We start from the raw sequence: 22,369 nt of genomic DNA on the forward strand, positions 1-22,369 counted from the left end.
ACTGGCATGACATGCCACGCTCAGGACAATCTTCCTGAGTATGGAAATCGACTACGCGGCCATAGAGGCGGAGCGCTCGCGGATCCGCGAGCGCTACCTGAGCGAGCGCCGTGCCGCCAGCAGCGCGAGGGGCCTGCACCACTTCGCACTGATCTCGTCAGACGTCGAGCGGACGATCCGCTTCTACCACGAGCTCCTCGAGTTCCCGCTCACCGAGATCTTCGAGAACCGCGACTACCGCGGCTCCAACCACTTCTTCTTCGACATCGGCAACGGCAACCTGCTGGCGTTCTTCGACCTCCCAGGCCTCGATCTGGAGCCGTACAAGGAGGTCCTCGGAGGGCTCCACCACATCGCGATATCGGTGGAGCGGGAGGCGTGGGAGCGCCTGCGCGGCAAGCTCGACGCAGCCGGTGTGCCGTACCAGGTGGAGAGCGGCAGCTCGATCTACTTCCGGGACCCGGACGGCGCCCGGCTGGAGCTGCTCGCCGACCCGCTCGGCGAGATGTACGGCAGCCGCGTGATGTAGCCGTCTCCCCGCCGAGGAGGCCGCCGCGGCCGGGACGGCTCATCTCGGCCGCGGCGTCATACTGAACGCATGCGTCTCACGGACTTCTGGAACAGGATGCGCCGCCACTTCGGCGAGGCGTACGCGGAGTCGTGGGCGAAGGACTATGTGATCGCCGGGCTCGGCGGGCGCACGGTCGAGCAGGCCCTCGCGGAGGGCGTGGGGGCCAAGCAGGTCTGGCAGGCCGTCTGCCAGGAGGTCGACGTGGACCCCAGACTGCGCTGATCCCCTCTTACGCGCCCTCCCCCCCTCTCGCGCCCACCGCCGTGCCGCCCGGCGGGCGTCGCTCTCCGGCCTCTCCGCCGGCCCCTCGGTGACCGGGGCGGCCTTCTTTCCGCGTGCGCGCCCATCCACCGCTCGCCATCTCTCGTCGTCGACGGCATCTACTTGAACGACGGTTGAGTGGTTGCTACCGTGTTGAACGGATGAACACGGAGGAAGCACATGAGCGGAGACCATCTCACCCCGGATGAGGCACTCCGGGAGATCGGACGCGTGGACCGGCGGGTGCGCTATTCCTCGCGCGGGCCCGGACGGGCATACCTGCTGGTGGGCCTGGCCACGATGGTCTACTGGCCGGCGATGTTCCTCGGCTTCCACCCGCTGCCGTTGATCGCCGGAATCGGATGGATCGTCCTGACGGTCGCCCTCTGCGTGTACATGGCCCGGCTGCGGGTCCACGACCGGCTGATGAAGCGGATCAACGGGCCGGTCTCGGCGGCGTACGTGCTGACGATGATGCTGCCGTTCGTCGTCGGAGTCTGGATGCTGCCCGACAGGCCCACGGCGGGCTGGACGGCGGCGCTCGTCGCTCTGTCGGTGCTCGCCGGGCTGCCCCTGGTGTACGGCGGGCTCCTCCTGATGAGGAACCGATGACCACCCACCCGCGCCACGAGCTCGACGAGATCATCCACGCGCCGGTACGGCTGTCCATCATGGCCGCCCTGGCCGCGGCGGAGAAGGCCGACTTCCGCTTCCTCCGCGACACCATCGAGGTCAGCGACTCGCTGCTCAGCAAGCACATCCTCACGCTCGAAGAGGCCGGCTACGTCCGCGTGGAGAAGACCTTCGTCGGCAAGCGGGCGCGCACGTGGCTCTCGCTGACCGACAAGGGGCGTACGGCCTTCGAGACCTACATGAATGTCCTGCGACGAATTGTGGAGGCGACCCCCCGTGCTTGAACTCGACGGCCTGCGCAAACGCTACGGAGACAAGACCGCTCTCGACGGGGTGGGCTTCACCGTGCGGCCCGGCGAGATGTTCGGATTCGTCGGCGCCAACGGCGCCGGCAAGACGACGACGATGCGGATCGTCATGGGCGTGCTCGAGGCCGACTCCGGAGAGGTGCGCCTCGACGGCAACCCGGTGACGTACGACGACCGCCGCGCCTTCGGCTACATGCCGGAGGAGCGTGGCCTCTACCAGAAGATGAAGGTCGCCGAGCAGGTCGAATACTTCGGCAGGTTGCACGGGCTCGCCCCGTCGGCCGCGCGCGCGGCCACGGCCGCCCTGATCGAGCGGCTCGGCCTGGTGGAGCGGCGCGACGACGCCGTCGAGGCGCTGTCGCTCGGCAACCAGCAGCGGGTGCAGCTCGCGGTCGCGCTCGTCCACGAGCCGGCGGTCCTGATCCTCGACGAGCCGTTCTCGGGCCTCGACCCGCTGGCGGTCGACGCGCTCGCGGAGGTGCTGAAGGACCGCGCCGCCGCGGGCGTGCCGGTGATCTTCTCCAGTCACCAGCTCGACGTGGTCGAACGGCTCTGCGACTCGGTCGGCATCATCTCCGCGGGCCGCATGGTGGCGCACGGCCCGGTGGACGAGCTGCGGGAGCGGGAGGGCCGCGGGGTGCTGCGTGTCGTGGTCAGGGACGCCGCGCCCGGCTGGGCCCACGGCCTGCCCGGCGAGCTGACCCGGGAGGGCGACCGCGACGTCCTGCTGTGCGAGGAGGGCGACGACCAGGCCATCCTCCGTACGGCGATGGGCGCGGGCAAGGTGGAGCACTTCGGCCGCAGGCAGCCCACGCTGGCCGAGATCTTCAGGGAGGCGGTGGCATGAACGGGCTGATGCTGGTGGCCCAGCGGGAGATCCGCACGCGCGTCAGGACGAAGTCGTTCCTGATCAGCCTGGCGGTCAGTGCCGTCCTGGTGGCCGCGCTCGCGTTCCTGCCGAAGGTCCTGGGCGGTGGCGACACCTACGACGTGGGCGTCGTGGGGAACGCGCCCGCGCCCGTGGCCCAGCTGGCGTACTCCCGGTTGCCGGACGAGGCGGCGGCGCGGAAGGCCGTGATCGACGGTGACGTGGACGCGGCCCTGATCGACGGCGGCAAGGTCCTCGCGAACGGCGAACTCGACCAGCGGCTCGGCCTGATCCTCGAAGCCGCGCACCGGGACGCCCAGATCAAGGCGGCCGGCGTCACGATCACGCCGCTGCGGGTGGAGTCGGTCGGCGCCGACGCCCAATACCAGAGCGTGCGCACCGGGCTCGCCACACTTCTCGTGATGGTTCTGTTCTTCCTGCTCATCTACAGCGCGATGTACGTCGCCATGGGCGTGGTGGAGGAGAAGGGCAGCCGCATCGTCGAGATCCTGCTCACCTCGGTGCGCCCCTGGCAGCTCCTCGGCGGCAAGATCGTCGGGCTTGGCGCGCTGGGACTGATCAACCTCGCCGTGATCATCGTCGTCGGCCTCGCGGTGTCCTTCGCGACCGGCTTCACGGCCGACCTGCCGCCCGGAATGGCGGGAATCGTGGTCAGCGCGATCGTCTGGTTCGTGCTCGGCTACGCCTTCTTTTCGGCGCTCGCGGCGGCCTTCGGCTCGCTGGTCTCGCGGCAGGAGGAGCTCAACAGCGTCCTGACGCCGATGACCACGCTGATGATGCTCACCTACGTGACGGCCTACTTCGCCGCCGTCGAGCCCACCGGCACGCTCGCGCGCGTCCTGTCGCTCGTGCCGCCGTTCTCCTCGATGGTCATGCCGGTGCGTACGGCGGCCGCGGACGTGCCGCTGGGGGAGATCCTCATCGCCGGAGTGCTCATGGTCGTGGCCGTGGCCGCCGTCCTGCTGGGCGCGGCTCGCGTCTACCGGCGGGCGGTGCTCCGCACCGGAGCCCGGGTCAAGTTGGGCGAAGTCGTCCGCTGACGGGCCGGGCCCGGGAGGGGGTCAGGGGCGCCTGGAGAGCGTCCGGCTGATCATCTCGGCCGCACGGCCGGGGTCGTCGGCGCTCTCCTGGCCGCCCGGGGCCCACAGGAACATCCAGCCTTCCCTGGCGGGGGTCGCGAAGACGATCGTCTGCCTGCCGGTTCCCGGGTGCCGGACGGACAGGACCGGGTCGTCCGTGCCGAGCAGGCGCGCGACGAGACCGTGTTCGGGGAGTCGCGCCGCGAGCGCCGCAAGGTGGGTCAGACGCTGTCCGCTGTAGTCGCCGGTGCCCGTCACGTGGCCCCTCCAGCGGGAGATCCAGCTTTGGCTACAAGGATCGTCCCAGGTCAGCGCGCTGGCAACCATGCGGAGGTAACGCCCGGGAATGTAACGGCGCGGATGGGACGCCGTTCGTCTCCCGCATGCGGCGGTTCGGGCATGTGATCGAACAATCGTTCGGCTATATTGGACTGGTCGCCTCCGGGGTGCGCGCCGTCAGGTCGCCGGGGCGCGGCAGGTTCCCGGCCCGCCTCCCGGGTGGTGTGCGGGAAGCTCCGGAAAATGTCGGTGGCACCCCGTAGCTTTTCGGTGACCGAGCAGACGACCACCTTCCAGGGGGCACCCAATGGCAATCAACGACCGCGAGAAGGCCCTTGAGACCGCCCTCGCGCAAATCGAGCGGCAGTTCGGCAAGGGCACCGTCATGCGCCTCGGAGACGACGCGCGTGCCCCGATCGAGGTCATCCCCACCGGTGCGATCGCCCTCGACGTCGCCCTCGGCATCGGCGGCTTCCCCCGCGGCCGGATCGTCGAGGTGTACGGTCCCGAGTCCTCCGGTAAGACGACCGTCGCCCTGCACGCCGTGGCCAACGCGCAGAAGGGCGGCGGCATCGCCGCCTTCATCGACGCCGAGCACGCTCTCGACCCCGAGTACGCGAAGAAGCTGGGGGTCGACGTCGACGCGTTGCTCGTGTCCCAGCCGGACACCGGTGAGCAGGCGCTCGAGATCGCGGACATGCTGATCCGTTCCGGCGCCGTCGACATCATCGTGATCGACTCGGTGGCGGCCCTCGTGCCCAAGGCCGAGATCGAGGGCGAGATGGGCGACAGCCACGTCGGCCTCCAGGCCCGGCTCATGTCGCAGGCCCTGCGCAAGGTCGCCGGCGCCCTGAACCAGACCCGCACGACCGCCATCTTCATCAACCAGCTTCGCGAGAAGATCGGCGTCATGTTCGGAAGCCCCGAGACCACCACGGGTGGCAAGGCGCTGAAGTTCTACGCGTCGGTGCGGCTCGACGTGCGCAGGATCGAGACGCTCAAGGACGGCACCGAGCCGGTCGGCAACCGGACCCGGGTGAAGGTCGTCAAGAACAAGATGGCCCCGCCCTTCCGCCAGGCCGACTTCGACATCCTCTACGGCATCGGCATCTCCCGCGAGGGCGGCCTGATCGACATGGGCGTGGAGCACGGGTTCGTGCGCAAGGCCGGCGCCTGGTACACGTACGAGGGCGACCAGCTCGGGCAGGGCAAGGAGAACGCCCGCAACTTCCTGAAGAACAACCCCGACATCGCCAACGAGATCGAGAAGAAGATCAAGGAGAAGCTCGGCGTCGGCCCGCGGCTCGACACGCCGGGCGAGCCCGCCGCCGCTCCGGCGGCGCCGCCCGCTCCCGCGTCCGGCCGGGCGCCCGCGGCTGCCTCCGGCCGGGGCAAGGCGGCCGCCGCGCCCAAGCCGGGTGACGTCTGAGCGCAGGCATGGGGCGTGAGGAGTTCCCCGGCCCGGACGGCGAGATCGGGCCGGGGGACTGGAACTCCGGACCTTGGGGACCGGCCGAAGAGCCGCCCGGATCCGCCGAGGACGCGTCCGCGACGATCGCCGCCCTGCGGGCGGAGATGCGCAGGCGCTCCGGTGGCACTTCCGGCCGGCGCGGTGGTGACGGCCCCCGGAACTTCGGCGACGCCGGCGGGTTCGGCGGCGCCGGGGGCATCGGCGACGCCGGGGACGAGACCGTGGGCTCCGGCGGGGGCGGCCTCTGGGAGCGTGACGCGTCGGGCCGGGAGGATCCCGGGCCCGGACGCCGGCGCCAGGGACGCGGCAGGCGGCGCCGGGGAGACCGGGGCGAGCCGCGTGGGCGGTCCGGCGGATGGCTGCCCGACGGGCCGCAGGAGGGCACCGCGGCGAGCGAGGGGCCGCCGGCCGACCCGGAGGCGGTGGCCAGGGCCATCTGCCTGCGGCTGCTGACGATGGCGCCCAAGACCCGGGCCCAGCTCGCGGAGGCGCTGCGCAAGCGGGACGTGCCCGAGGCGGCGGCCGACGCCGTGCTGGAGCGGTTCTCCGAGGTCGGGCTCATCGACGACGAGGCGTTCGCCGCCGCGTGGGTGAGCTCCCGGCACGCCGGTCGCGGGCTCGCCCGCCGCGCGCTCGCCCAGGAACTGCGGCAGCGCGGAGTCGCGGAGGAGACGGTCAAGGACGCCGTCGGGCGGCTCGATCCCGACGAGGAGACCGAGACCGCGCGCAGGCTGGTGGAGCGGAAACTGGCGGCCACCCGAGGCGTGGAGCCGCAGGCGCGCATGCGACGATTGGTCGGCATGCTGGCCCGCAAGGGCTACTCGCCGGGCCTGGCCTTCCGTGTGGTCCGAGAGGCGATCGAGGCCGAAGGCAGCCCGTCAGATGGGCTTCCGGATACCTTCGAGTGAGCCATAGCACCATGCAAAAGTCACTTGACAGGGCATCTTTGCTTGCTCGTTACCTCTCTGACGCTTAATCTCGACCGCAGTGAGGAGTTACTCCGCGCAGCGCGGATTGCCATAACGGTGTACACGACGGACGAGAGACTTTGACCGGCCTTCGGGCCATATCGGCCGCCCCTCGGGGCGTCCGGGCATTGCGACCATATTTGTCCTGGTGACGCCACCGGGCTCTGCCATGCTGCGTGTGTGACCCCTGCCAAGAGTTGTCGTGAGGGGTGAGCGCATGGACACGATCGTGATCGTTCTTGCGGTTGCGGTGGTGCTGCTGGCTCTCGTGATGATCGCCGCCCTTGTCATAGTCATGCGCCGCACCGGCGGCGTCGTCGCACCGTCCGGTCCCTCACCCGAGCAGCTCGCCGAGGTGAAGGCCGAGGTCAACGAGGAACTCGAACGCGCCAGGCGCGAGGCCGAGGAGATCCGTACGAAGGCGGAGCGTGACGCGGGGGAGATTCTCAAGAAGTCGGAGACACTGGCCGAGAGCGCCGCGCTGACGCGTAAGGAGGTCGAGGAGGAGGCGCGCATCCTCAAGACCGAGCTCAAAGAGCTGCGCTCCGACCTCGAACGCCGCGAGAACCGGCTGGCCGAGCGTGAGCAGCGGCTCGACGAGGAGGCGCGCAGGCAGGCCGAGCGGGCCCGCAAGCTGGCCGAGACGGAGACCGAGCTGGCCGACCGCCGCGAGGAGCTGGACCGGGTGGCCGAGCGGCGGCAGGAGATCCTTGAGCGGGTCGCCGGCCTGACGGCCGAGCAGGCCAAGGGGGAGCTGGTCAAGGAGATCGAGAACCAGGCGAAGCGCGAGGCCGCGCTGATCGTCCGGGAGATCGAGAGCGAGGCCCGGCGTGAGGGGGAGAAGCGCGCCTGCAAGATCGTGACGCTGGCCGTCCAGCGGGTCGCCACCGAGCAGACGGCCGAGTCGGTGGTGAGCGTCCTCCACCTGCCCGGCGACGAGATGAAGGGCCGCATCATCGGCCGCGAGGGCCGCAACATCCGGGCCTTCGAGTCCACCACCGGCGTCAACCTGATCATCGATGACACGCCCGAGGCGGTGCTGCTGTCGTGCTTCGACCCGGTCCGCCGGGAGACGGCCCGGCTGACGCTGGAGAAGCTCGTGCTCGACGGCCGGATCCACCCCCAGCGCATCGAGGAGGCGTACGAGCGCAGCAAGGCCGAGGTGCGGGACCTGTGCGTGCGGGCCGGAGAGGACGCGCTGGTCGAGCTGGGCATCACCGAGATGCACCCCGAGCTGGTCACCCTGCTGGGTCAGCTCCGCTACCGCACCTCCTACGGCCAGAACGTGCTCAAGCACCTCATCGAGTCGGCGCACATCGCCGGCATCATGGCCTCCGAGCTGCGGCTCGACCGTGACCTCGTCAAGCGCTGCGCGCTTCTGCACGACATCGGCAAGGCGCTCACCCACGAGGTCGAGGGCAGCCACGCGATGATCGGCGCGGAGATCGCCCGGCGGTACGGCGAGCACGAGGACGTCGTCCACGCCATCGAGGCGCACCACAACGAGGTGGAGGTCAGGACCGTCGAGGCGGTCCTCACCCAGGCCGCGGACGCGATCAGCGGCAGCCGCCCCGGCGCCCGCCGCGAGTCCCTGGAGGCGTACGTCAAGCGGCTGGAGCGCCTGGAGGAGATCGCCCAGTCCTACGAGGGCGTGGACAAGGTCTTCGCCATGCAGGCGGGCAGGGAGATCCGGGTCATGGTCCGGCCCGACAACGTCGACGACATCCAGGCCCAGGTCATCGCCAGGGACGTCGCCAAGCAGGTCGAGGAGGAGCTGACCTACCCCGGTCAGATCCGGATCACCGTGGTCCGCGAGTCCCGCGCCACCGAGTTCGCCCGGTAGAGCCCTCCGACCCGGGCCAGGCCGACACCCCCGCGGCCCAAAGCCGAGGGTCCCCGTCCAGAGTGCTGGGCGGGGACCCGGGGTCGCGGGGGACGTCCCGGTGGGACGCCCCCTGGCCGGTTAGGGAGTGTCGGACACGACTAGGCCTTGCGGCTGAGCGCGTCGGCGAGGTCGTTCAGCGCCTTCGACAGCGACGCCTGTGCCTCGACGGAGGTGTCGAGCTGGTGGGAGACGGCCCGAAGCTGCGCCACGGCGGCGTTCTTCTGCGGCCCGTCCGTGAACCGCTCGGCCCGGTCGACGAACTTCTGCACGTTGTCGGCGGTGTTCTTCTGCAGGGTGCCGGTGCGCAGCGCCTGCGCGTAGTAGGCACGCACCAGCGGGAAGCTGGCCGGCCACGTCACGCGAGGCTGGTGCTGGCTGTTGAACCGGTCGTAGGTGACCGTGGCCGCCGCGTCGATCTCGGCCTGGTCCAGGTCCTCGCTCGGCAGCAGCTTGAACGCGTCGAACCCGCGCGCGATCTCGCTGCCGAAGACATGGCCGTTGTAGTAGTACGCCGACCAGAAGCCACCGAGCAGCAGAGAAGTCGTGCTGATCGGACCGCGGTCGAAGTACGCGATCTCACGCGGGTTGGCCGAGTCGGTGAAGTCGAACATCGAGACGCCGCCCTGGTACCAGGCCTGGACCATGATGTCCCGGCCGGGCACGGGGACGAGCGACCCGTTGTGCGCGACGCAGTTCTCCTGGTTCGTCTGCGCCACGGGCAGCTTGTAGTAGCTGCGGAACTGCAGCTTGCCGTCGACGATGTCGAAGATGGCGTTGGCGCCCCACGACGGTTCGTCGGTCACGCGGCACCGTGCCCCGCTGCCGCCGCCCCACTCGTCCGTGAAGATGACCTTGGTCCCGTCGTTGTTGAACGTGGCGGAGTGCCAGTACGCGAAGTTCGGGTCCGTCACGGCGTCAAGCCGCTTCGGGTCGGCCGGGTCGGAGATGTCGATCAGGATGCCGTTGCCCGCGCACGCCCCGGCCGCCAGGCCGATCTCGGGGTAGGCCGTGATGTCGTGGCAGTGGGTGGTGACGGGCGACGGCGACCAGGCCGAGCCGGACGGGTGCCGCGGGGTCTGCGGCGTGTTCTGCAGGCCGTTGATCGCGCCGGTCGCCGGGTCGGTGAACAGCCGAGGCGTGGAGACGATCGCCGCGCTCTGCGGCGCGGCCACCGGCACCTTGATGACCTCGATCCGCCACTGGGCGGTGTTCGGGTCGGTCGCCGCGGTGTTGGCGCAGCCCGCGAGCTCGGCGCCCGAACGGATGCTCGACGTGCCCTGCACGTAGACGTACACGTTGGCCGGGTCGTTCTTGCTCGTGACCAGGGTGTGCGTGTGCGAGCCGCGGCAGGTCTGCACGGCAGCCACCTGGACCGGCTTGCTGATGTCGCTCACGTCGAAGACCCGGACACCGCGGAAGCGGTCCGGGTTCACCGTGCCGCTCGCGCCCTGCGTGCCGCAGTCGGTCCTGCCCCGGGTCTCCTCCACCGACATGAACAGCAGGTTGCCGTACACCGACAGGTCGCCCTGGCCGCCGGGGCAGACCACGGAGGTGGTCAGGACCGGGTTCGAGGGGGTGGAGACGTCGTAGATGTTGAATCCGGTGAAGTTGCCGACGAACGCGTACTTGCCGCTGAACGCCAAGTCCGAGTTCGCGAACGACGAGTTGCCCGGGCTCGAGGCCTGGTAGAAGCCCTCCGGCTTGTCCCGGTGGGCCAGCAGCTCAAGCCCCTGGCTCGCCTGCTGGGCATCCAGCCAACCGGCTCCGAGGCCGGCTCGGGGATCGGCGTCGTCGGCCATGGCCGTGGCGGGCATGAGGCCCACCAGGGCCACCCCTGCGGCGACGACTCCGATCTTCCTTAATCCAGCACGCCCCCAACGTGCTGCCGCACGGCTGATTCTCAAGGGTCGCACCCCTCCTTTTCCGCTCTTTCCGGAGTGACCCAATTGCGCGTGCGACAGATCCCCGGGCCCGGCCCGACCCAAAAGATCTACGCGGCGTTTGGGGGACACTAACTGAATCTGGGGTGAATGTGCTATACCCCTACACATCCTCCGGTTTGGCCGGTATCCCCCACCGCCGATGAAGCGAGCCCAGGCCATGATCTCCTCCACCTCGTTTCGGCAGCTTCTCGCGCTCGTGCTCGCCGCTGCCGCGATCAGCGCCTGTACGGCCGAGACCGCCGAACGGGCCAAGGTGAACGTCGTCCAGCCGGGTGCGCCGGGACAGGGCAGCAAGGTGGTGCCGGCCGACGAGGTGCCGCGCCCGGACGACCGGGAGTACACCGACGCCGACGTGCGGTTCATGCAGGGGATGATCCGGCATCATTCCCAGGCCCTGCGCATGACCGCGCTCGTTTCCGGCCGCAGCGAGAGCAAGGACCTGCCGCGCTTCGCCAAACGGATCGAGATCTCCCAGCAGGACGAGATCGACCAGATGGTGCGCTGGCTCAGGGCGAGGCTCCAGCAGGTGCCGAGCGTGGGCTCCGGCGCCGGGCACGACCACGGCGGCGGGGCGCTCATGCCCGGCATGCTCACCGAGGAGCAGTTCGCCGAGATGGAGCAGGCCAAGGGGGCGCGGTTCGACCGGCTCTTCTACGAGAACATGATCCAGCACCACATGGGCGCACTGACGATGGTGGAGGGGCTCTTCGGCGACGGGGGAGGCGAGGAGGCGGAGATCAACCAGTTCGTCACCCATGTCGACGCGGACCAGCGGATAGAGATCGACCGCATGCGCGGCCTCCTCGCCCAGATGGACGGGTGACCGCCTCCGCTCAGCCGAAGATCTGCAGGTAGAACGACAGCTCGGCGGCGAGGGCCGCGGCCCGGGTCTCCAGCCGCCGGAACCCGTGCGCCTCGCCCTCGAACGTCAGATAGGTGCAGGGCACCCCGCGTGCCGTCAGGCGGTCGGCGAACGCCTGGGACTGGGCCGGCGGCACGACGGGGTCGGCGAGCCCCTGCATCAGCAGCATGGGGCAGGTCACCCGGTCGGCCAGGGCGAGCGGCTCACGCTCGGCGTAGCGGTCCTCGGGACCGACCAGCCACTCCACGTACCGCGACTCGAAGTCGTGGGTGGCGGCGACCAGGGGCGCGAGCGCGCTGACGCCCGCCACCGAGACGCCGCCGGCGAAGACGTCCGACGCGCCGCAGGCGGCCATGACCGTCCACCCGCCCGCGCTCGCCCCGCGTACGGCGATCCGGGCGGGGTCGGCGAGGCCCTCGGCGACCAGCCACTTGGCCGCGGCGACCACGTCCTCCACGTCGGTCACGCCCCACCGGCCGCGCAGGCGTTCCCGGTAGGCCCGGCCGTATCCGCTGGACCCTCCGTAGTTGACGTCGATCACGCCGATGCCGCGGCTGGTGAGGAACGCCTTGTCCAGGGCGAGTTCGCTCGTCGCGTGCCCGGTGGGCCCGCCGTGCACGAAGACGACGTACGGCGCGCCGCCGTCGTCCGCCCCCTCCGGCGGATACAGGTACGCGTGGACGCGCATGCCGGGCCCCGCCTCGAACTCCACGGCCCGGGGCACGGGAAGGACGCCGGCGGGAACGTCGTCGATCTCCCGTCGCAGTTCCTCGGCGCGACCGGCGTCACCGGTGGGGTCGATCCGGACGACCGAGCGCGGCACGTCCGGCCCGTAGCCGATGCCGACGAGCACGTCGCCGTCCGTGTCCAGCACGGGCGACCAGCCCCGGTAGGGGACGTCGAGGTCGCTCAGCCTGCCCGTCTCCGGGTCGAGCACGCCCAGGCGCAGGTCGCCGCGCCCGTGCGGCACGGCGATCCGCCCGTCGCCCAGCACGGCGTACGGCAGGCCGCCGAGCTGCCACGGCGGCCCGGCGAACTCCTCGTCGAGGGGGCAGAGCGCCTCGCACGACGACCCGGACACGTCGGCTCGGTAGAGGTTCCACCAGCCGGACCGGTCGGAGACGGCGTACAGGTGCCGCTCGCCGCACCACAGCGGCGCGAGGACCGACTCGTCGGGCCCGCCCATCACCGTCCACGTGACGCCGTCGGACAGCCGCGTGACCCGCAGCTCGGTGCCGGTCCAGGGCATGTGGGGGTGGTTCCAGCAGATGTAGGCGAGGTGCCGGCCGTCGGGGGACGGCGTGGGCGAGGCGTAGAAGTCGCTCCCGGCGGCCCACTCGGTGACGTCGCCGGCCCCGGAAAGCGCCACCGACACGATCGAACGGGTGACCTCCGCGTCCTGGCGATGGCGTTCCCGGACGCACCACACCCGGGGCCCGCCCGGGCCGTCCTGGACCCGCAGGTCGGCGTAGCGCAGCGCGCCCGGGGCGTCGGGCGCCGGCGTGACCGGCACGGGCCGCTCCGCGGCCGGGTCCGGCCCGTCGCCCGGCCGGGACGGGGCGAGATAGAGCCGCTGGTCGGGATGGTGCGCGAAGACGAGGCCGTGTCCGGGGACGACGACATAGGACCGCCCCCCGTACTCGTGCACCCGCGTACGGGCGTCCCAGGGCGCGGGAAGCAGGTCGGTGAGGGTGCCGTCGGCGGCCCGATGGACGACGGTGCGGCGGCCGCCCTCGGCGGGGCGGTCCTCCTCCCACCACGTCTCCCGGCCCAGCACGCTCGGGAAGCCGAGCCGCAGACCGGCGCGGGCCACGTCGGTGGTGGAGATGGGCGAGGGGCGCGGCGAGAACGGCCTCGTACCGGGCGTGGGGGGCATGACCGCATCCTGCCGGACGAGCCCGCCCCCGGGGGTGGGAATGCGGCAAGGCGTCAGTCCAGAGACGGGGGAGCGGTGTAGCGGGTGGCGAGCGGGCCGAGCTGGTCGATGACCGTCCGTTTCCAGGTGCCGTCCTCGAACATCCGGCGCAGCGCCTCCTCGACCTGGTCGCGCAGCGCGGGCGTCCCGGCGGCGATGCCGTACTCCTCGGTCGCCAGGGGCCTGCCGCTGAAGCGGAACCTGCCGGGATACTGCGCCGACAGCCCGGCGAGCACGGGGGCGTCGGCCACGATCGCGTCCGTCCGGCCGGAGGCCAGCAGCGGCGCGCAGGCCGCGGGCAGGTTCGCCTCGGCGAGGAAGAACTGCCGCCACCGGGTGCCGAACCTCTTCACGAGAGGCTCGGCCGACTCACGGGTGGCGCAGACGCGCTTGCGGGCGAGGTCGCGCGGGCGGCGGACGGACAGGTCGCCGGCCCGGACCAGGATGTCGGTGCTGGTCACCAGGTAGGGCCCGGCGACGTACCGGGAGCCCGCCGGGCCGGTGGCGCCGACGACGAGATCGGCCCGCGACGGGTCGAGCGTGTAGACGACCTGGTCGTCCCGGTAGCCGAGCGCCCGCGCCACGTACTGCGCCACCTCGACGTCGAAGCCGCTGTAACGGCCGTCGGGGAGCCGGGTGACCAGGCCGGGCTGCCCCGGACGCACGCCGACCACCAGCGTGCCGTCGTTCCCGCATCCGCCGGCGAGGAACGCGGCAGCCAGGACGCCGACCACGGCACCGCCACGCCACACGCGCTCAATATCGAGGCCGGGCGCCTCCCGGTGCCAGCAGCGACACGGCAAACATCTCTTTACCCGCGCGGGCCGTACGGCATCAGCGCACGAGCGGGACCTCGCCGGCGGCCATCTCCGCGGCGGCCGGGTCGGCCGAGACCTTGCGGCTGCGCCTGCTGCGCCGTTCCAGCCAGGTGGCGAGGTAGCCCAGCGCCAGGTTGATCGCGATGTAGACCGCCGCGATCACGATGACCGAGGGAATCAGGTTGGCGTAGTTGGCCGGCACCACGCGGGCGCCCGCGTTCAGCAGGTCGGCGTAGGCCACGACGAACCCGAGCGCGGTGTCCTTGAGCAGCACCACGAGCTGGCTGACGATCGCCGGCATCATCGCGGTGACCGCCTGCGGCAGCAGGATCAGCCGCATCACCTGGTTCTTGCGCAGGCCGATGGCCGATCCCGCCTCGGCCTGGCCGCGCGGCACGGCGAGGATGCCCGCGCGCACGATCTCGGCCAGAACCGACCCGTTGTAGACCGTCAGACCGAAGACCACGGCCGCGAACTCGGTCACGACCAGCCCGGCCAGGCTCCCGCCGTACTGCGCGAAGAAGATGAGCATCAGCACCGGGACCGCGCGGAAGGCCTCGACGACCACCGCGGCCGGGATCCGCACCCAGCGGTGGTCCGAAAGGCGTGCGATGCCGAACACGGCCCCGAACAGCAGCGCGAACACCGCGGCGAGCGCGGCGGCGGTCAGCGTGTTGAGGAGGCCGGGCAGGATCAGCTCGGTCCAGGTGTCGGCCCGCAGGAACGGCTGCCACAGCTCGCCCTTCCACTGGCCCTTCTCGTCGAACTTCGTCCATACGAAGTACGCGACCAGCAGCAGGACGACGCCGAACGCGAGCGTCAGCGCGTTGTTGCGCAGCCGGGTCCGCGGGCCCGGGACGTCGTAGAGGACGGTGGCGCCGCGCTCCGTCATCGGACCACCGCCAGGCGCCGGGCCAGCCGGCCGGACAGCAGGTTCATGGGAAGGGTCAGCACGACGAACCCGGCCGCGAAGCCGAGGAAGATGGGAATGATCGCGTCTCCGTGGGCGTCGAACAGGTTCTTCATCCGCAGCGCCGCCTCCATGACGCCGATCGCGGCCGCGACCGTCGTGTTCTTGACCAGCGCGTTCAGCAGGGTCCCGAGCGGCGCGATGACCGTGCGCACCGCCTGGGGGAGGATCACCAGGCGGAGCGTCTGCAGGAACGTCAGGCCGATCGCCCGCGCCGCCTCCGCCTGCCCGAGCGGCACGGTGTTGATCCCGGACCGCACCACCTCGCAGACGAACGCGGCGGTGTAGGCGGACAACCCGATGATCGACAACCAGAAGCTGTTGAGCGACAGGTCGTCCCGGGAGAACTGGACGTTCATCACCGTGCCCAGGCCGAGGCCGCAGAACACGATGATCAACGTGAGGGGCGTGTTGCGCAGCACGTTGACGTACAGCGTGCCCGCCCCTCGCAGCACCGGCAGCGGACTGACGCGCATGGCCGCCAGCACGATCCCCCAGACCAGCGAGATGACCCCGCTGACCACCGTGAGCTTCACCGTCAGCCAGAACGCGCCGAGGATGACGGGAAGCTCGTCGACGACGGCCTCCACCGCCGGCCTCCTCTCAGTGCCGCTTCCGCGCCGTCCTAGTACCGCTCGACGGACGGCGGCGTCGTGAAGTACTTGCCGAACTCGCCGAGGTTGGCGTCGAGGGCCTTGCGCCAGCTGCCGTCGTTGAAGAACTTCTCGATGGCGTTGTTGATCGCGTCGCGGCCGGCCTTGTCGTCCATCTTGATGCCGATGCCGTACTTCTCCTCGCTGAACGGCTGGCCGATCAGCTTGAACTTGCCGGGGAACTGGGCGGCGAACCCGGCGAGGATCGTCGCGTCCGTGGAGATCGCGTCGACCTGCTTGTTCTCCAGCAGCGGCAGGCAGGCGCCGTACCCCTGCTGCTGGGTGAGGTTCTTGGACTCCCACTCGGCCCCGAACTTTTCGGCGAGCCGCTTCGGCGACGACGAGCCCTGGGCGCCGCAGACCTTCTTGTCCTTGAGGGAGTCGACCCCGGTGATCGAGGTGTCGTCCGCGCGGACGAGGATGTCCTGCCCGGTGACCAGGTAGGGGCCGGCGAAGGAGATCTTCTTCTTGCGCTCGTCGGTGATGGAGTAGGTCGCGACGACCATGTCCACCTGGCCCTGCTGGATGAACGGCTCACGGTTGGCCGACTGGGCCTCCTTGAAGGTGATCCCGCTCTCCGGCACGCCGAGTTCCTTGGCGACGTACCTGGCCACATCCACGTCGAACCCGCCGTAGCTGCCGTCGGGCTTCTTCAGCCCCCAGCCCGGCTGGTCGATCTTGATGCCGACGACGAGCTTCTTGTCGTTCTTCGCCTTGTCGGCGATCGAGTCCGCCCCGGAGTTGCCGCAGGCCGTCAGGCCGGTAGCCAGGGCGGCGAGCGCGAGCAGGCCGGCTCCGAATCGCATCCGTGTCACCTTTCGCTTTCGTGGAGCTTGCTGTGAGCGGGGATCAGTGGGTGAGGATCTTGGAAAGGAAGTCGCGGGCGCGCTCGGTGCTCGGCTGGGTGAAGAACTCCGAGGGCTCGCCCTCCTCGACGATCTGGCCGTCGGCCATGAAGACCACCCGGTTGGCCGCCCGGCGGGCGAAGCCCATCTCGTGGGTGACGACCATCATCGTCATGCCGTCGCGCGCCAGGCCGGTCATCACGTCGAGCACTTCCTGGACCATCTCAGGGTCGAGGGCCGAGGTGGGCTCGTCGAACAGGATCATCTTGGGGTCCATCGCCAGCGCGCGGGCGATGGCCGCACGCTGCTGCTGGCCGCCGGACAGCTGGGCGGGATACTTGCCGGCCTGTGAGGCGATGCCGACCCGTTCGAGCAGCTCCATGCCCCGCTGCTCGGCCTGCTGCCGGGAGACCTTCCGTACCCTGACCGGGCCGAGCGTCACGTTCTCCAGGATCGTCTTGTGGGAGAACAGGTTGAAGGACTGGAACACCATCCCCACCTCGGACCGCAGGCGGGCGAGGGCCCGGCCCTCCGCGGGAAGCTCCTGACCGTCGAAGACGATGCTCCCGCCGTCGATGGTCTCCAGCCGGTTGATCACACGGCACAAGGTCGACTTGCCGCTGCCGGACGGGCCGATGACGACGACCACCTCGCCCCGGCCCACGCTCAGGTCGATGTCCCTGAGCACGTGCAGCGGACCGAAATGCTTGTTGACTCCCTCCAGCCTGACAAGCGGGGTCCCACCACTGTTCTCCGTCATGGTCATCAAACGTAGGGGTGTCAAGACGGCCAAGTCACTAACGCCCCGGTACCGAATCGGTCACATCCCGGCTGTTCAGGACCCCATCCCGGGGGCCGGGTACGTCCGGCCCATGCGGCCCGGGACGCGGTCCCGGTTGGCTCCTGCCGATCACTCGTCGTCTAGGAGTCCAAATGCTGAGAAATCCTGACCTGTTTCGTAAGACCGTCGCGGGAACCGCCATGCTGGCGTGGCCCGTCCTGCTGGGCCTGGCCTTCCTCACCTCGCCCCCCGGCACCGAGCACGATCCCGCCGTCTTCCGCGCGAGTCCCGTGCAGGTGCAGGCGAGCGCGCTGCTGTTCCAGTGGGCGACCGTCTGCCTGGTCCCGGTGATCCTCGGGCTCGCCCATCTGCTGCGCCAGCGGGCGCCGCGCACCGGCAACATCGGCGCGGCCGTCGGCCTGACCGGCGCGGCCACCGCCACCTGCCTGTTCATGACCGACTTCTACGACCTGGCGCTGGCGCTGACCCTTCCGGACGGCCAGGCCGCCCGGGTGACCGAGGTGGCCGGCGCGCTCGGCGGGTTCGTGTACGGCGTCCTCCTGCCGGGCTTCCTCCTCCACGTGGGCCTGCTGGTGCTGCTGACGGGCCTGGCGGCCGTGCGGCGGGCGCCGTGGTGGGTCCCGGTGGCGGCGCTCGCGGGCGTCTGCGGTCCGTTCCTCACGATGGGGCAGCCGCCGGCCGTCCAGGCCATCGGGTCGCTGTTCCACCTCGCCGCGTTCGGCACGGTCGCCCTGAAGGTCCTGCGCATGCCCGTCGACGACTGGCGAGCCGCCTGACCCGGCTTCCGCTCCTGGGTCGGCTTCCGCTCCTGGGTCGGCTTCCGCTCCCGGGCCGAGGGATGGGGCTAGAGGCCCGACTCTCTGGCCAGCATGATCGCCTCGGCCCGGTCGGCCACGCGCAGCTTCGTGAAGATGTTCGACACGTGGTTGCGCACGGTCTTCTGGCTCAGCCCGAGCCGCGCCGCTATCTGGACGTTCGTCAGGTGGCCGGCGATCAGGGCCAGGATCTCCCGCTCACGCGGGGTGAGTTCGGGGAAGCTCGGCTCCGGCGTCCTGCCGAGGTCGGAGAAGTAGCCCATCAGCCGTCCGGCGAGGGCGGGGCCGAAGATCGCCTCACCCTCGGCCACGGCCCGGATCGCCCGCACGAGTTCGGCCCGCCGCGCGCCCTTGAGCACGTACCCGCGCGCCCCCGCCCGCACCGCCGCGAAGACCGCGTCGTCGTCGTCCGCCATGCTGAGCACGAGGACCCGCACGTGCGGGTTGTCCCGGGTGATCCGCTCGGTCGCCGCCACCCCGCCCATGCCCGGCATGGCGAGGTCCATGAGCACGACGTCGGGCTGCACGCGGGGGAGGAGCGCGAGGGCCTGCTCGCCGCTGGCCGCCTCGTCGGCGACCTCCACCTCCTCCACCGGCCGCAGGAGCGCGCGCAGCCCCGCCCGGAAGGCCGAGTGATCGTCAACCAGCAGCACGCGGATCGGCTCCATCGCCCGCCTCCCGTCGTATCGTGTCCTGCGCCCTGTCCGGCGCCGTGTCCTGGGGTGCGCTCCGCACGGGAAGGCGGGCCAGCACCCGCGTCCCGCCTCCGGGGCGCGGCCCGATCAGGCAGGCGCCGCCGAGTTCGGCCGCTCGTTCCCGCATCGACGCCGTGCCGACCCCGGAGCGGGCGGCTGCCGGGCCGCCGGTGTCCGCGTACGGCTCGCCGCCCTCGTCGGCGACCTCCACTTCGAGCGCGCCGGGCGGGGCCCCGCCGGTCATGCCGAGCCGTACGCGCACCCGTCCGGCCCCGGCGTGACGGCGCGCGTTCGCCAGCGCCTCGGCCGCGATCCGGTACGCCGCCACCTCCACCGCCGCGGGCAGCGCCGGGAGGGTCCCCTCGATCTCGACGTCGGCCTCGACGCCGGGCAGCCGCGCCGCGTGCGACCTGATCGCCCCGGCCAGGCCCAGCGTGTCGAGGGCCGGTGGCCGCAGCCCTTCCACCAGCGTCCGTACGTCGGTCATCGCCGTGTGCGCGTCCGTCATGATCTCTTCGAGCATCGCCAGGGCGTCCGGATCGCGCACCATGTCCTGCATGGCCTCGGCCCGCATGGTCAGCGCGGCCAGGGTCGGCCCGAGCCCGTCGTGCAGGTCGCGGCGCAGCCGCCGCCGCTCCTCCTCGCGCGCCGCCACCAGCCGCTCGCGCGAGCGCTGCAGGTCCGCCGACAGCCGCACGGCGTGCACGGCGATCCCCGTCTGGCGGGCGAGGTCGGCGAGGACGCGGCGGTCCCTCGCGCCGAGGCCGCTCTCGCCCGGACGCGGGGAGAGGACCAGGTCGCCCATCGGCTCGCCCCGGTGCACGAGCGGCAGCCGTACGGCGCCGGGGGAGGGCGCGCCGTACGCGTGGGTCGGCCCGCCGGCCACCTCGACCGCGACGTGCGGCAGGCGCAGCGCCTCCGCCACCGACCGCGCCGCCGCGGCGAGCACCGCGCCCGGCTCGGCCGCCTCCGCCACCTCCTCCAGGCGCCTGCCCAGCAGGGCCAGCGCCGCGTACGGATCGTCCCGCCTGCCGTACATGACGAGGTTGACGGCGCGTTGCAGCCGCTCGCGCAGCGGCGCGAAGACGAGGGCGACCACCCCGGCGGCGGCCACCGACACCGGCAGCCCGTCCGCCGCGCGGAACACGGCGCCGAGATAGGTGACCACGAGCACGTAGCCGCCGAACACGCACGCCGACAACAGGACGTAGACGAGCGTGCGGTTGATCACGAGGTCGATGTCGAACAGGCCGTGCCGCAGCACCGCGACCGCGGCGGCGGCCGGGAGCAGGCAGGCCGCGATCGTCCCCAGGACCTCCCAGAACGCGCTGGTGATGGGCCAGATGGAGCGCGGGTCGCCGTCGGAGAGCCCCGCGGCCACCCGCCCCGCGACGATCAGCCCGGCGAGCCCGGCGGCGTACGCGAGCCACTTGAGCTGGGCCCGTTCGTCGGCGCCGCCGCGAAGGGCCCGCCGTACGAGACCGGCCGCGCCCGCCACGAACAGGGCGCCCATGAGTCCGGTCGTGAGCGGCTCGACGAACGGCGCGACGACGGCGAGCGCCGGCACTCCGAGGGGGTTGGGCAGTGGAGTGCCCCAGCCGAGCTGGTGGCTGGGACCGGGCAGCAGGGCGCTCAGCGTGGCCGTCACGGCGGCGACCGCGGCGAGCCCCCACAGGACCGCGCGCCAGCCGGGCGACGCAGGCCGCCCCGACGGGAACAACGCCGGAACGGCGGCGACGGAGAGGTTGGCCGGGACCCACAACCACGTCTGCGGCCAGGCCATCGGGGTCGCGAACGGCAGCCCGGCCAGCGCGTAGTGCCCGGTCGCGTCCAGCGACGCGAAGCACAGGCCGGAGGCGGCCATCAGCCACCCGACGGCGTTGCCCGGACGGGCGGCGGTGATCAGGCCGCCGACCAGGGCGCAGACGACGACGTAGAGAAGGTGGCTCTGGGCGAACAGCCCGGCGCCGTTGCGTTGGCCGAACACCAGGGCCGCGGCGACCAGGAGCAGGGTGAGCGCGCAGACCGCCCACGCAGTAGCCCACGCAGTACGCCGCACCGCCCGCCTCCTCCACGCGCCTCCGGCGCGACCGCCGACTCGGGCTCAGGCTAGCGACCGATATGCCCAGACGAACAGGACGATGTCCCAGGACAGTGCGCGATGCCGGATATATCGGCGAGGGGCGTGAACCTAACGACCGGACACGCCGGCGTGCGCGGCACGGTCGTCGCCGCGACCGGCCGGCTGAAGCGCTTCGCTGAGGGGGAGGCGCAGGACGAACCGGGCTCCCCGCCCGCTGTCCTCGATGGTCAGGGTCCCCCGATGGGCTTCCGCGATCTCCCGTGCGATCGCCAGCCCCAATCCGGTCCCTCCCGAATCCCGGTCGCGTGACGCGTCCAGCCGGGTGAAGCGGTCGAAGACCGTCTCCCGGTGCTCCGGAGCGATGCCGGCACCGTCGTCGACGACCTCCAGCGTCGCCGCCGGTCCCGTGACTCGTACGCTGACGAGGACCTGTGAGGTGGCGTGCCGTTCGGCGTTGTCGAGCAGGTTGACCAGGAGCCGGGTGATCCGCAGCCGGTCGCAGTCGACGACGACGTTCTGCCCCAGATCCGTGACGATCCGTATTCGATAGGTGCGGCGGTCGAGCTCGTCGCGGACCAGCCGGCCGAGGTCGGCCGGGCTGAGGTCGAGCGGGGCGCGGGCGTCCAGCCTGGCCAGGGTCAGCAGGTCGGTCACGATCGCCTGAAGCCGGTCCACTCCGCCGAGCACCGCCTCGGTCATCGTCGGCCAGTCGGTGTCGTCCGGGTGCATGAGCGCCTCCTCGAGCTGGGCGCGCATGGCGGTGATGGGGCTGCGCAGATCGTGGGAGGCGTCCGAGGTGAACTGGCGCAGTTGCTTGTACGCGCCTTCGAGCCGGTCCAGGGTGTCGTTCACCGTCTCGGCCAGGAGGTTGATCTCCTGGTGGTTCTTGTCGGCCGTCGGGACCCTGCGGTGGAGGTCGGTGGCCGTGATCTCCGCGAGTTCCGCGCGGATGGCGTCCACCGGGATGAGGTCTTTTCTGATCAGCCGGTAGGTCCCGCCGGCGGTCATCGCCGTCATCAGCAGGGACATGCCGATCGCGAAGGACAGCGCCGCGGTGCTCCCGTACCAGGGCACCGTCGGCACCGCCACGTAGAGCAGCCAGGGCCCGTCCGGTTGGTAGACCTTGTACGAGAAGACGCTCATGCAGCCCTTCAGCCCGGCCGGAGAGCACAGAACCCGCTCGGTGTAGACGTTCTCGGTGGTCGCGTGGAAGGTGGCCATCGGGGGCCTGCCGGCGAGCTGCGGCGTCGACGCGACGACCCGGTGCCGGGTGTCCAGGACCTGGATCGCCACGTCCTTGCCGGCCGGCAGCACGGGAGGGAGGTACCCCTGCCTGATGAGGGGCACCGTGCGGTCCCATGCCCCGGTGACGCGAGCCCGGGCCGTGTCGGCCTCCTTGCCGCCCATGAAGACCAGGAAGAGCACACTGACCCCGGCGCACACCAGCGCCACGGCAGCGGAGTAACCGACAGTCCTGCGAACGAGGACGGATGATCGGTTCCAGTTCACCATCGCTTCAGGCCAATCCCTCGGGGAGCGTGGGTCTGTGCGCTCGGTCACGGTCCTCGACCGCGTCGGGGAGACGAGCGCGCGTGTGCCTCCACACCTCCATAAGACGACCACA

The 22,369-nt window shown here is 71.2% G+C and carries 22 protein-coding genes; 11 read left to right on the forward strand and 11 right to left on the reverse strand.

The window, feature by feature from the left end; all coding sequences use genetic code 11:
• Nucleotides 1–40 precede the first annotated feature (40 nt).
• The 6 genes from ACWEQG_RS01140 (at nt 41) to ACWEQG_RS01165 (ending at nt 3,702) form a co-directional block, all read left to right on the forward strand.
• Complete coding sequence (locus tag ACWEQG_RS01140) at nt 41–529, forward strand: VOC family protein (RefSeq protein ID WP_452280629.1); 489 nt, start codon at nt 41–43, stop codon at nt 527–529.
• A 69-nt stretch (nt 530–598) separates the two neighbouring features.
• Nucleotides 599–793, forward strand: coding sequence for a DUF3046 domain-containing protein (locus ACWEQG_RS01145; RefSeq protein ID WP_169979312.1), 195 nt, complete (start codon nt 599–601; stop codon nt 791–793).
• Nucleotides 794–1,012: 219 nt separating this feature from the next.
• On the forward strand, nt 1,013–1,444 hold the full coding sequence (locus ACWEQG_RS01150; protein ID WP_452280630.1) for a hypothetical protein: 432 nt from the start codon (nt 1,013–1,015) through the stop codon (nt 1,442–1,444).
• Entirely contained in the window at nt 1,441–1,749 is a 309-nt protein-coding gene (locus ACWEQG_RS01155) for a winged helix-turn-helix domain-containing protein (RefSeq protein ID WP_363468804.1), read from the forward strand. Before ACWEQG_RS01150 ends, ACWEQG_RS01155 begins: the two co-directional genes overlap by 4 nt.
• Nucleotides 1,742–2,620, forward strand: coding sequence for an ABC transporter ATP-binding protein (locus ACWEQG_RS01160; protein WP_452280631.1), 879 nt, complete (start codon nt 1,742–1,744; stop codon nt 2,618–2,620). Before ACWEQG_RS01155 ends, ACWEQG_RS01160 begins: the two co-directional genes overlap by 8 nt.
• The gene (locus ACWEQG_RS01165) at nt 2,617–3,702 is read left to right on the forward strand and encodes an ABC transporter permease (protein WP_452280632.1); all 1,086 of its coding nucleotides are present in this window, start codon (nt 2,617–2,619) and stop codon (nt 3,700–3,702) included. Before ACWEQG_RS01160 ends, ACWEQG_RS01165 begins: the two co-directional genes overlap by 4 nt.
• Nucleotides 3,703–3,723: 21 nt before the next feature.
• On the opposite strand, the gene ACWEQG_RS01170 is transcribed toward ACWEQG_RS01165, so the two are convergent.
• Nucleotides 3,724–3,999: a hypothetical protein gene (locus ACWEQG_RS01170; RefSeq protein WP_452280633.1), complete on the reverse strand. Its 276-nt coding sequence runs from the start codon at nt 3,997–3,999 to the stop codon at nt 3,724–3,726.
• A 328-nt stretch (nt 4,000–4,327) separates the two neighbouring features.
• On the opposite strand from ACWEQG_RS01170, the gene recA reads away from it, so the two are divergent.
• The 3 genes from recA to rny all read left to right on the forward strand — a co-directional run bounded on the left by recA (nt 4,328) and on the right by rny (nt 8,302).
• Entirely contained in the window at nt 4,328–5,449 is a 1,122-nt protein-coding gene (gene recA / locus ACWEQG_RS01175; protein ID WP_452280634.1) for a recombinase RecA, read from the forward strand.
• 401 nt (nt 5,450–5,850) lie between these two features.
• Nucleotides 5,851–6,399, forward strand: coding sequence for a recombination regulator RecX (gene recX / locus ACWEQG_RS01180; protein ID WP_452281643.1), 549 nt, complete (start codon nt 5,851–5,853; stop codon nt 6,397–6,399).
• A 277-nt stretch (nt 6,400–6,676) separates the two neighbouring features.
• The gene (gene rny / locus ACWEQG_RS01185) at nt 6,677–8,302 is read left to right on the forward strand and encodes a ribonuclease Y (protein ID WP_452280635.1); all 1,626 of its coding nucleotides are present in this window, start codon (nt 6,677–6,679) and stop codon (nt 8,300–8,302) included.
• 140 nt (nt 8,303–8,442) lie between these two features.
• Here rny and ACWEQG_RS01190 read toward each other — a convergent pair whose 3' ends face one another.
• A complete protein-coding gene (locus tag ACWEQG_RS01190) occupies nt 8,443–10,158 on the reverse strand; it encodes an LVIVD repeat-containing protein (protein ID WP_452281645.1) in 1,716 nt (571 codons plus the stop codon).
• A 268-nt stretch (nt 10,159–10,426) separates the two neighbouring features.
• On the opposite strand from ACWEQG_RS01190, the gene ACWEQG_RS01195 reads away from it, so the two are divergent.
• Nucleotides 10,427–11,110 carry a DUF305 domain-containing protein gene (locus ACWEQG_RS01195; RefSeq protein WP_452280636.1) on the forward strand — a complete coding sequence of 228 codons (684 nt, stop codon included), beginning with the start codon at nt 10,427–10,429 and terminating at the stop codon, nt 11,108–11,110.
• Nucleotides 11,111–11,120: 10 nt separating this feature from the next.
• On the opposite strand, the gene ACWEQG_RS01200 is transcribed toward ACWEQG_RS01195, so the two are convergent.
• The 6 genes from ACWEQG_RS01200 to ACWEQG_RS01225 form a co-directional block, all read right to left on the reverse strand.
• A complete protein-coding gene (locus ACWEQG_RS01200; RefSeq protein WP_452280637.1) occupies nt 11,121–13,025 on the reverse strand; it encodes a prolyl oligopeptidase family serine peptidase in 1,905 nt (634 codons plus the stop codon).
• A gap of 53 nt (nt 13,026–13,078) precedes the next feature.
• A complete protein-coding gene (locus ACWEQG_RS01205) occupies nt 13,079–13,816 on the reverse strand; it encodes a transporter substrate-binding domain-containing protein (protein ID WP_452280638.1) in 738 nt (245 codons plus the stop codon).
• Nucleotides 13,817–13,898: 82 nt separating this feature from the next.
• Nucleotides 13,899–14,774: an amino acid ABC transporter permease gene (locus ACWEQG_RS01210; RefSeq protein WP_452280639.1), complete on the reverse strand. Its 876-nt coding sequence runs from the start codon at nt 14,772–14,774 to the stop codon at nt 13,899–13,901.
• Nucleotides 14,771–15,442, reverse strand: a complete 672-nt coding sequence (locus tag ACWEQG_RS01215; RefSeq protein ID WP_363468784.1) for an amino acid ABC transporter permease — start codon at nt 15,440–15,442, stop codon at nt 14,771–14,773. Before ACWEQG_RS01215 ends, ACWEQG_RS01210 begins: the two co-directional genes overlap by 4 nt.
• Nucleotides 15,443–15,477: 35 nt before the next feature.
• Nucleotides 15,478–16,311 (reverse strand): glutamate ABC transporter substrate-binding protein, encoded by an 834-nt coding sequence (locus ACWEQG_RS01220; protein ID WP_452280640.1) that lies wholly within the window; start codon nt 16,309–16,311, stop codon nt 15,478–15,480.
• A gap of 43 nt (nt 16,312–16,354) precedes the next feature.
• Nucleotides 16,355–17,110, reverse strand: coding sequence for an amino acid ABC transporter ATP-binding protein (locus ACWEQG_RS01225; protein WP_363468781.1), 756 nt, complete (start codon nt 17,108–17,110; stop codon nt 16,355–16,357).
• Between the two features lie 173 nt (nt 17,111–17,283).
• On the opposite strand from ACWEQG_RS01225, the gene ACWEQG_RS01230 reads away from it, so the two are divergent.
• Entirely contained in the window at nt 17,284–17,928 is a 645-nt protein-coding gene (locus ACWEQG_RS01230) for a hypothetical protein (RefSeq protein ID WP_452280641.1), read from the forward strand.
• 68 nt (nt 17,929–17,996) lie between these two features.
• Here the strand turns inward: ACWEQG_RS01230 and ACWEQG_RS01235 are convergent, their stop codons facing one another.
• The 3 genes from ACWEQG_RS01235 to ACWEQG_RS01245 form a co-directional block, all read right to left on the reverse strand.
• On the reverse strand, nt 17,997–18,635 hold the full coding sequence (locus tag ACWEQG_RS01235) for a response regulator transcription factor (protein ID WP_363468778.1): 639 nt from the start codon (nt 18,633–18,635) through the stop codon (nt 17,997–17,999).
• Entirely contained in the window at nt 18,607–20,721 is a 2,115-nt protein-coding gene (locus ACWEQG_RS01240) for a sensor histidine kinase (protein ID WP_452280642.1), read from the reverse strand. Before ACWEQG_RS01240 ends, ACWEQG_RS01235 begins: the two co-directional genes overlap by 29 nt.
• A gap of 132 nt (nt 20,722–20,853) precedes the next feature.
• Nucleotides 20,854–22,197, reverse strand: coding sequence for a sensor histidine kinase (locus ACWEQG_RS01245; RefSeq protein WP_452280643.1), 1,344 nt, complete (start codon nt 22,195–22,197; stop codon nt 20,854–20,856).
• Nucleotides 22,198–22,369: the final 172 nt, after the last annotated feature.

The organism is Microbispora sp. NPDC004025, assembly GCF_053604425.1.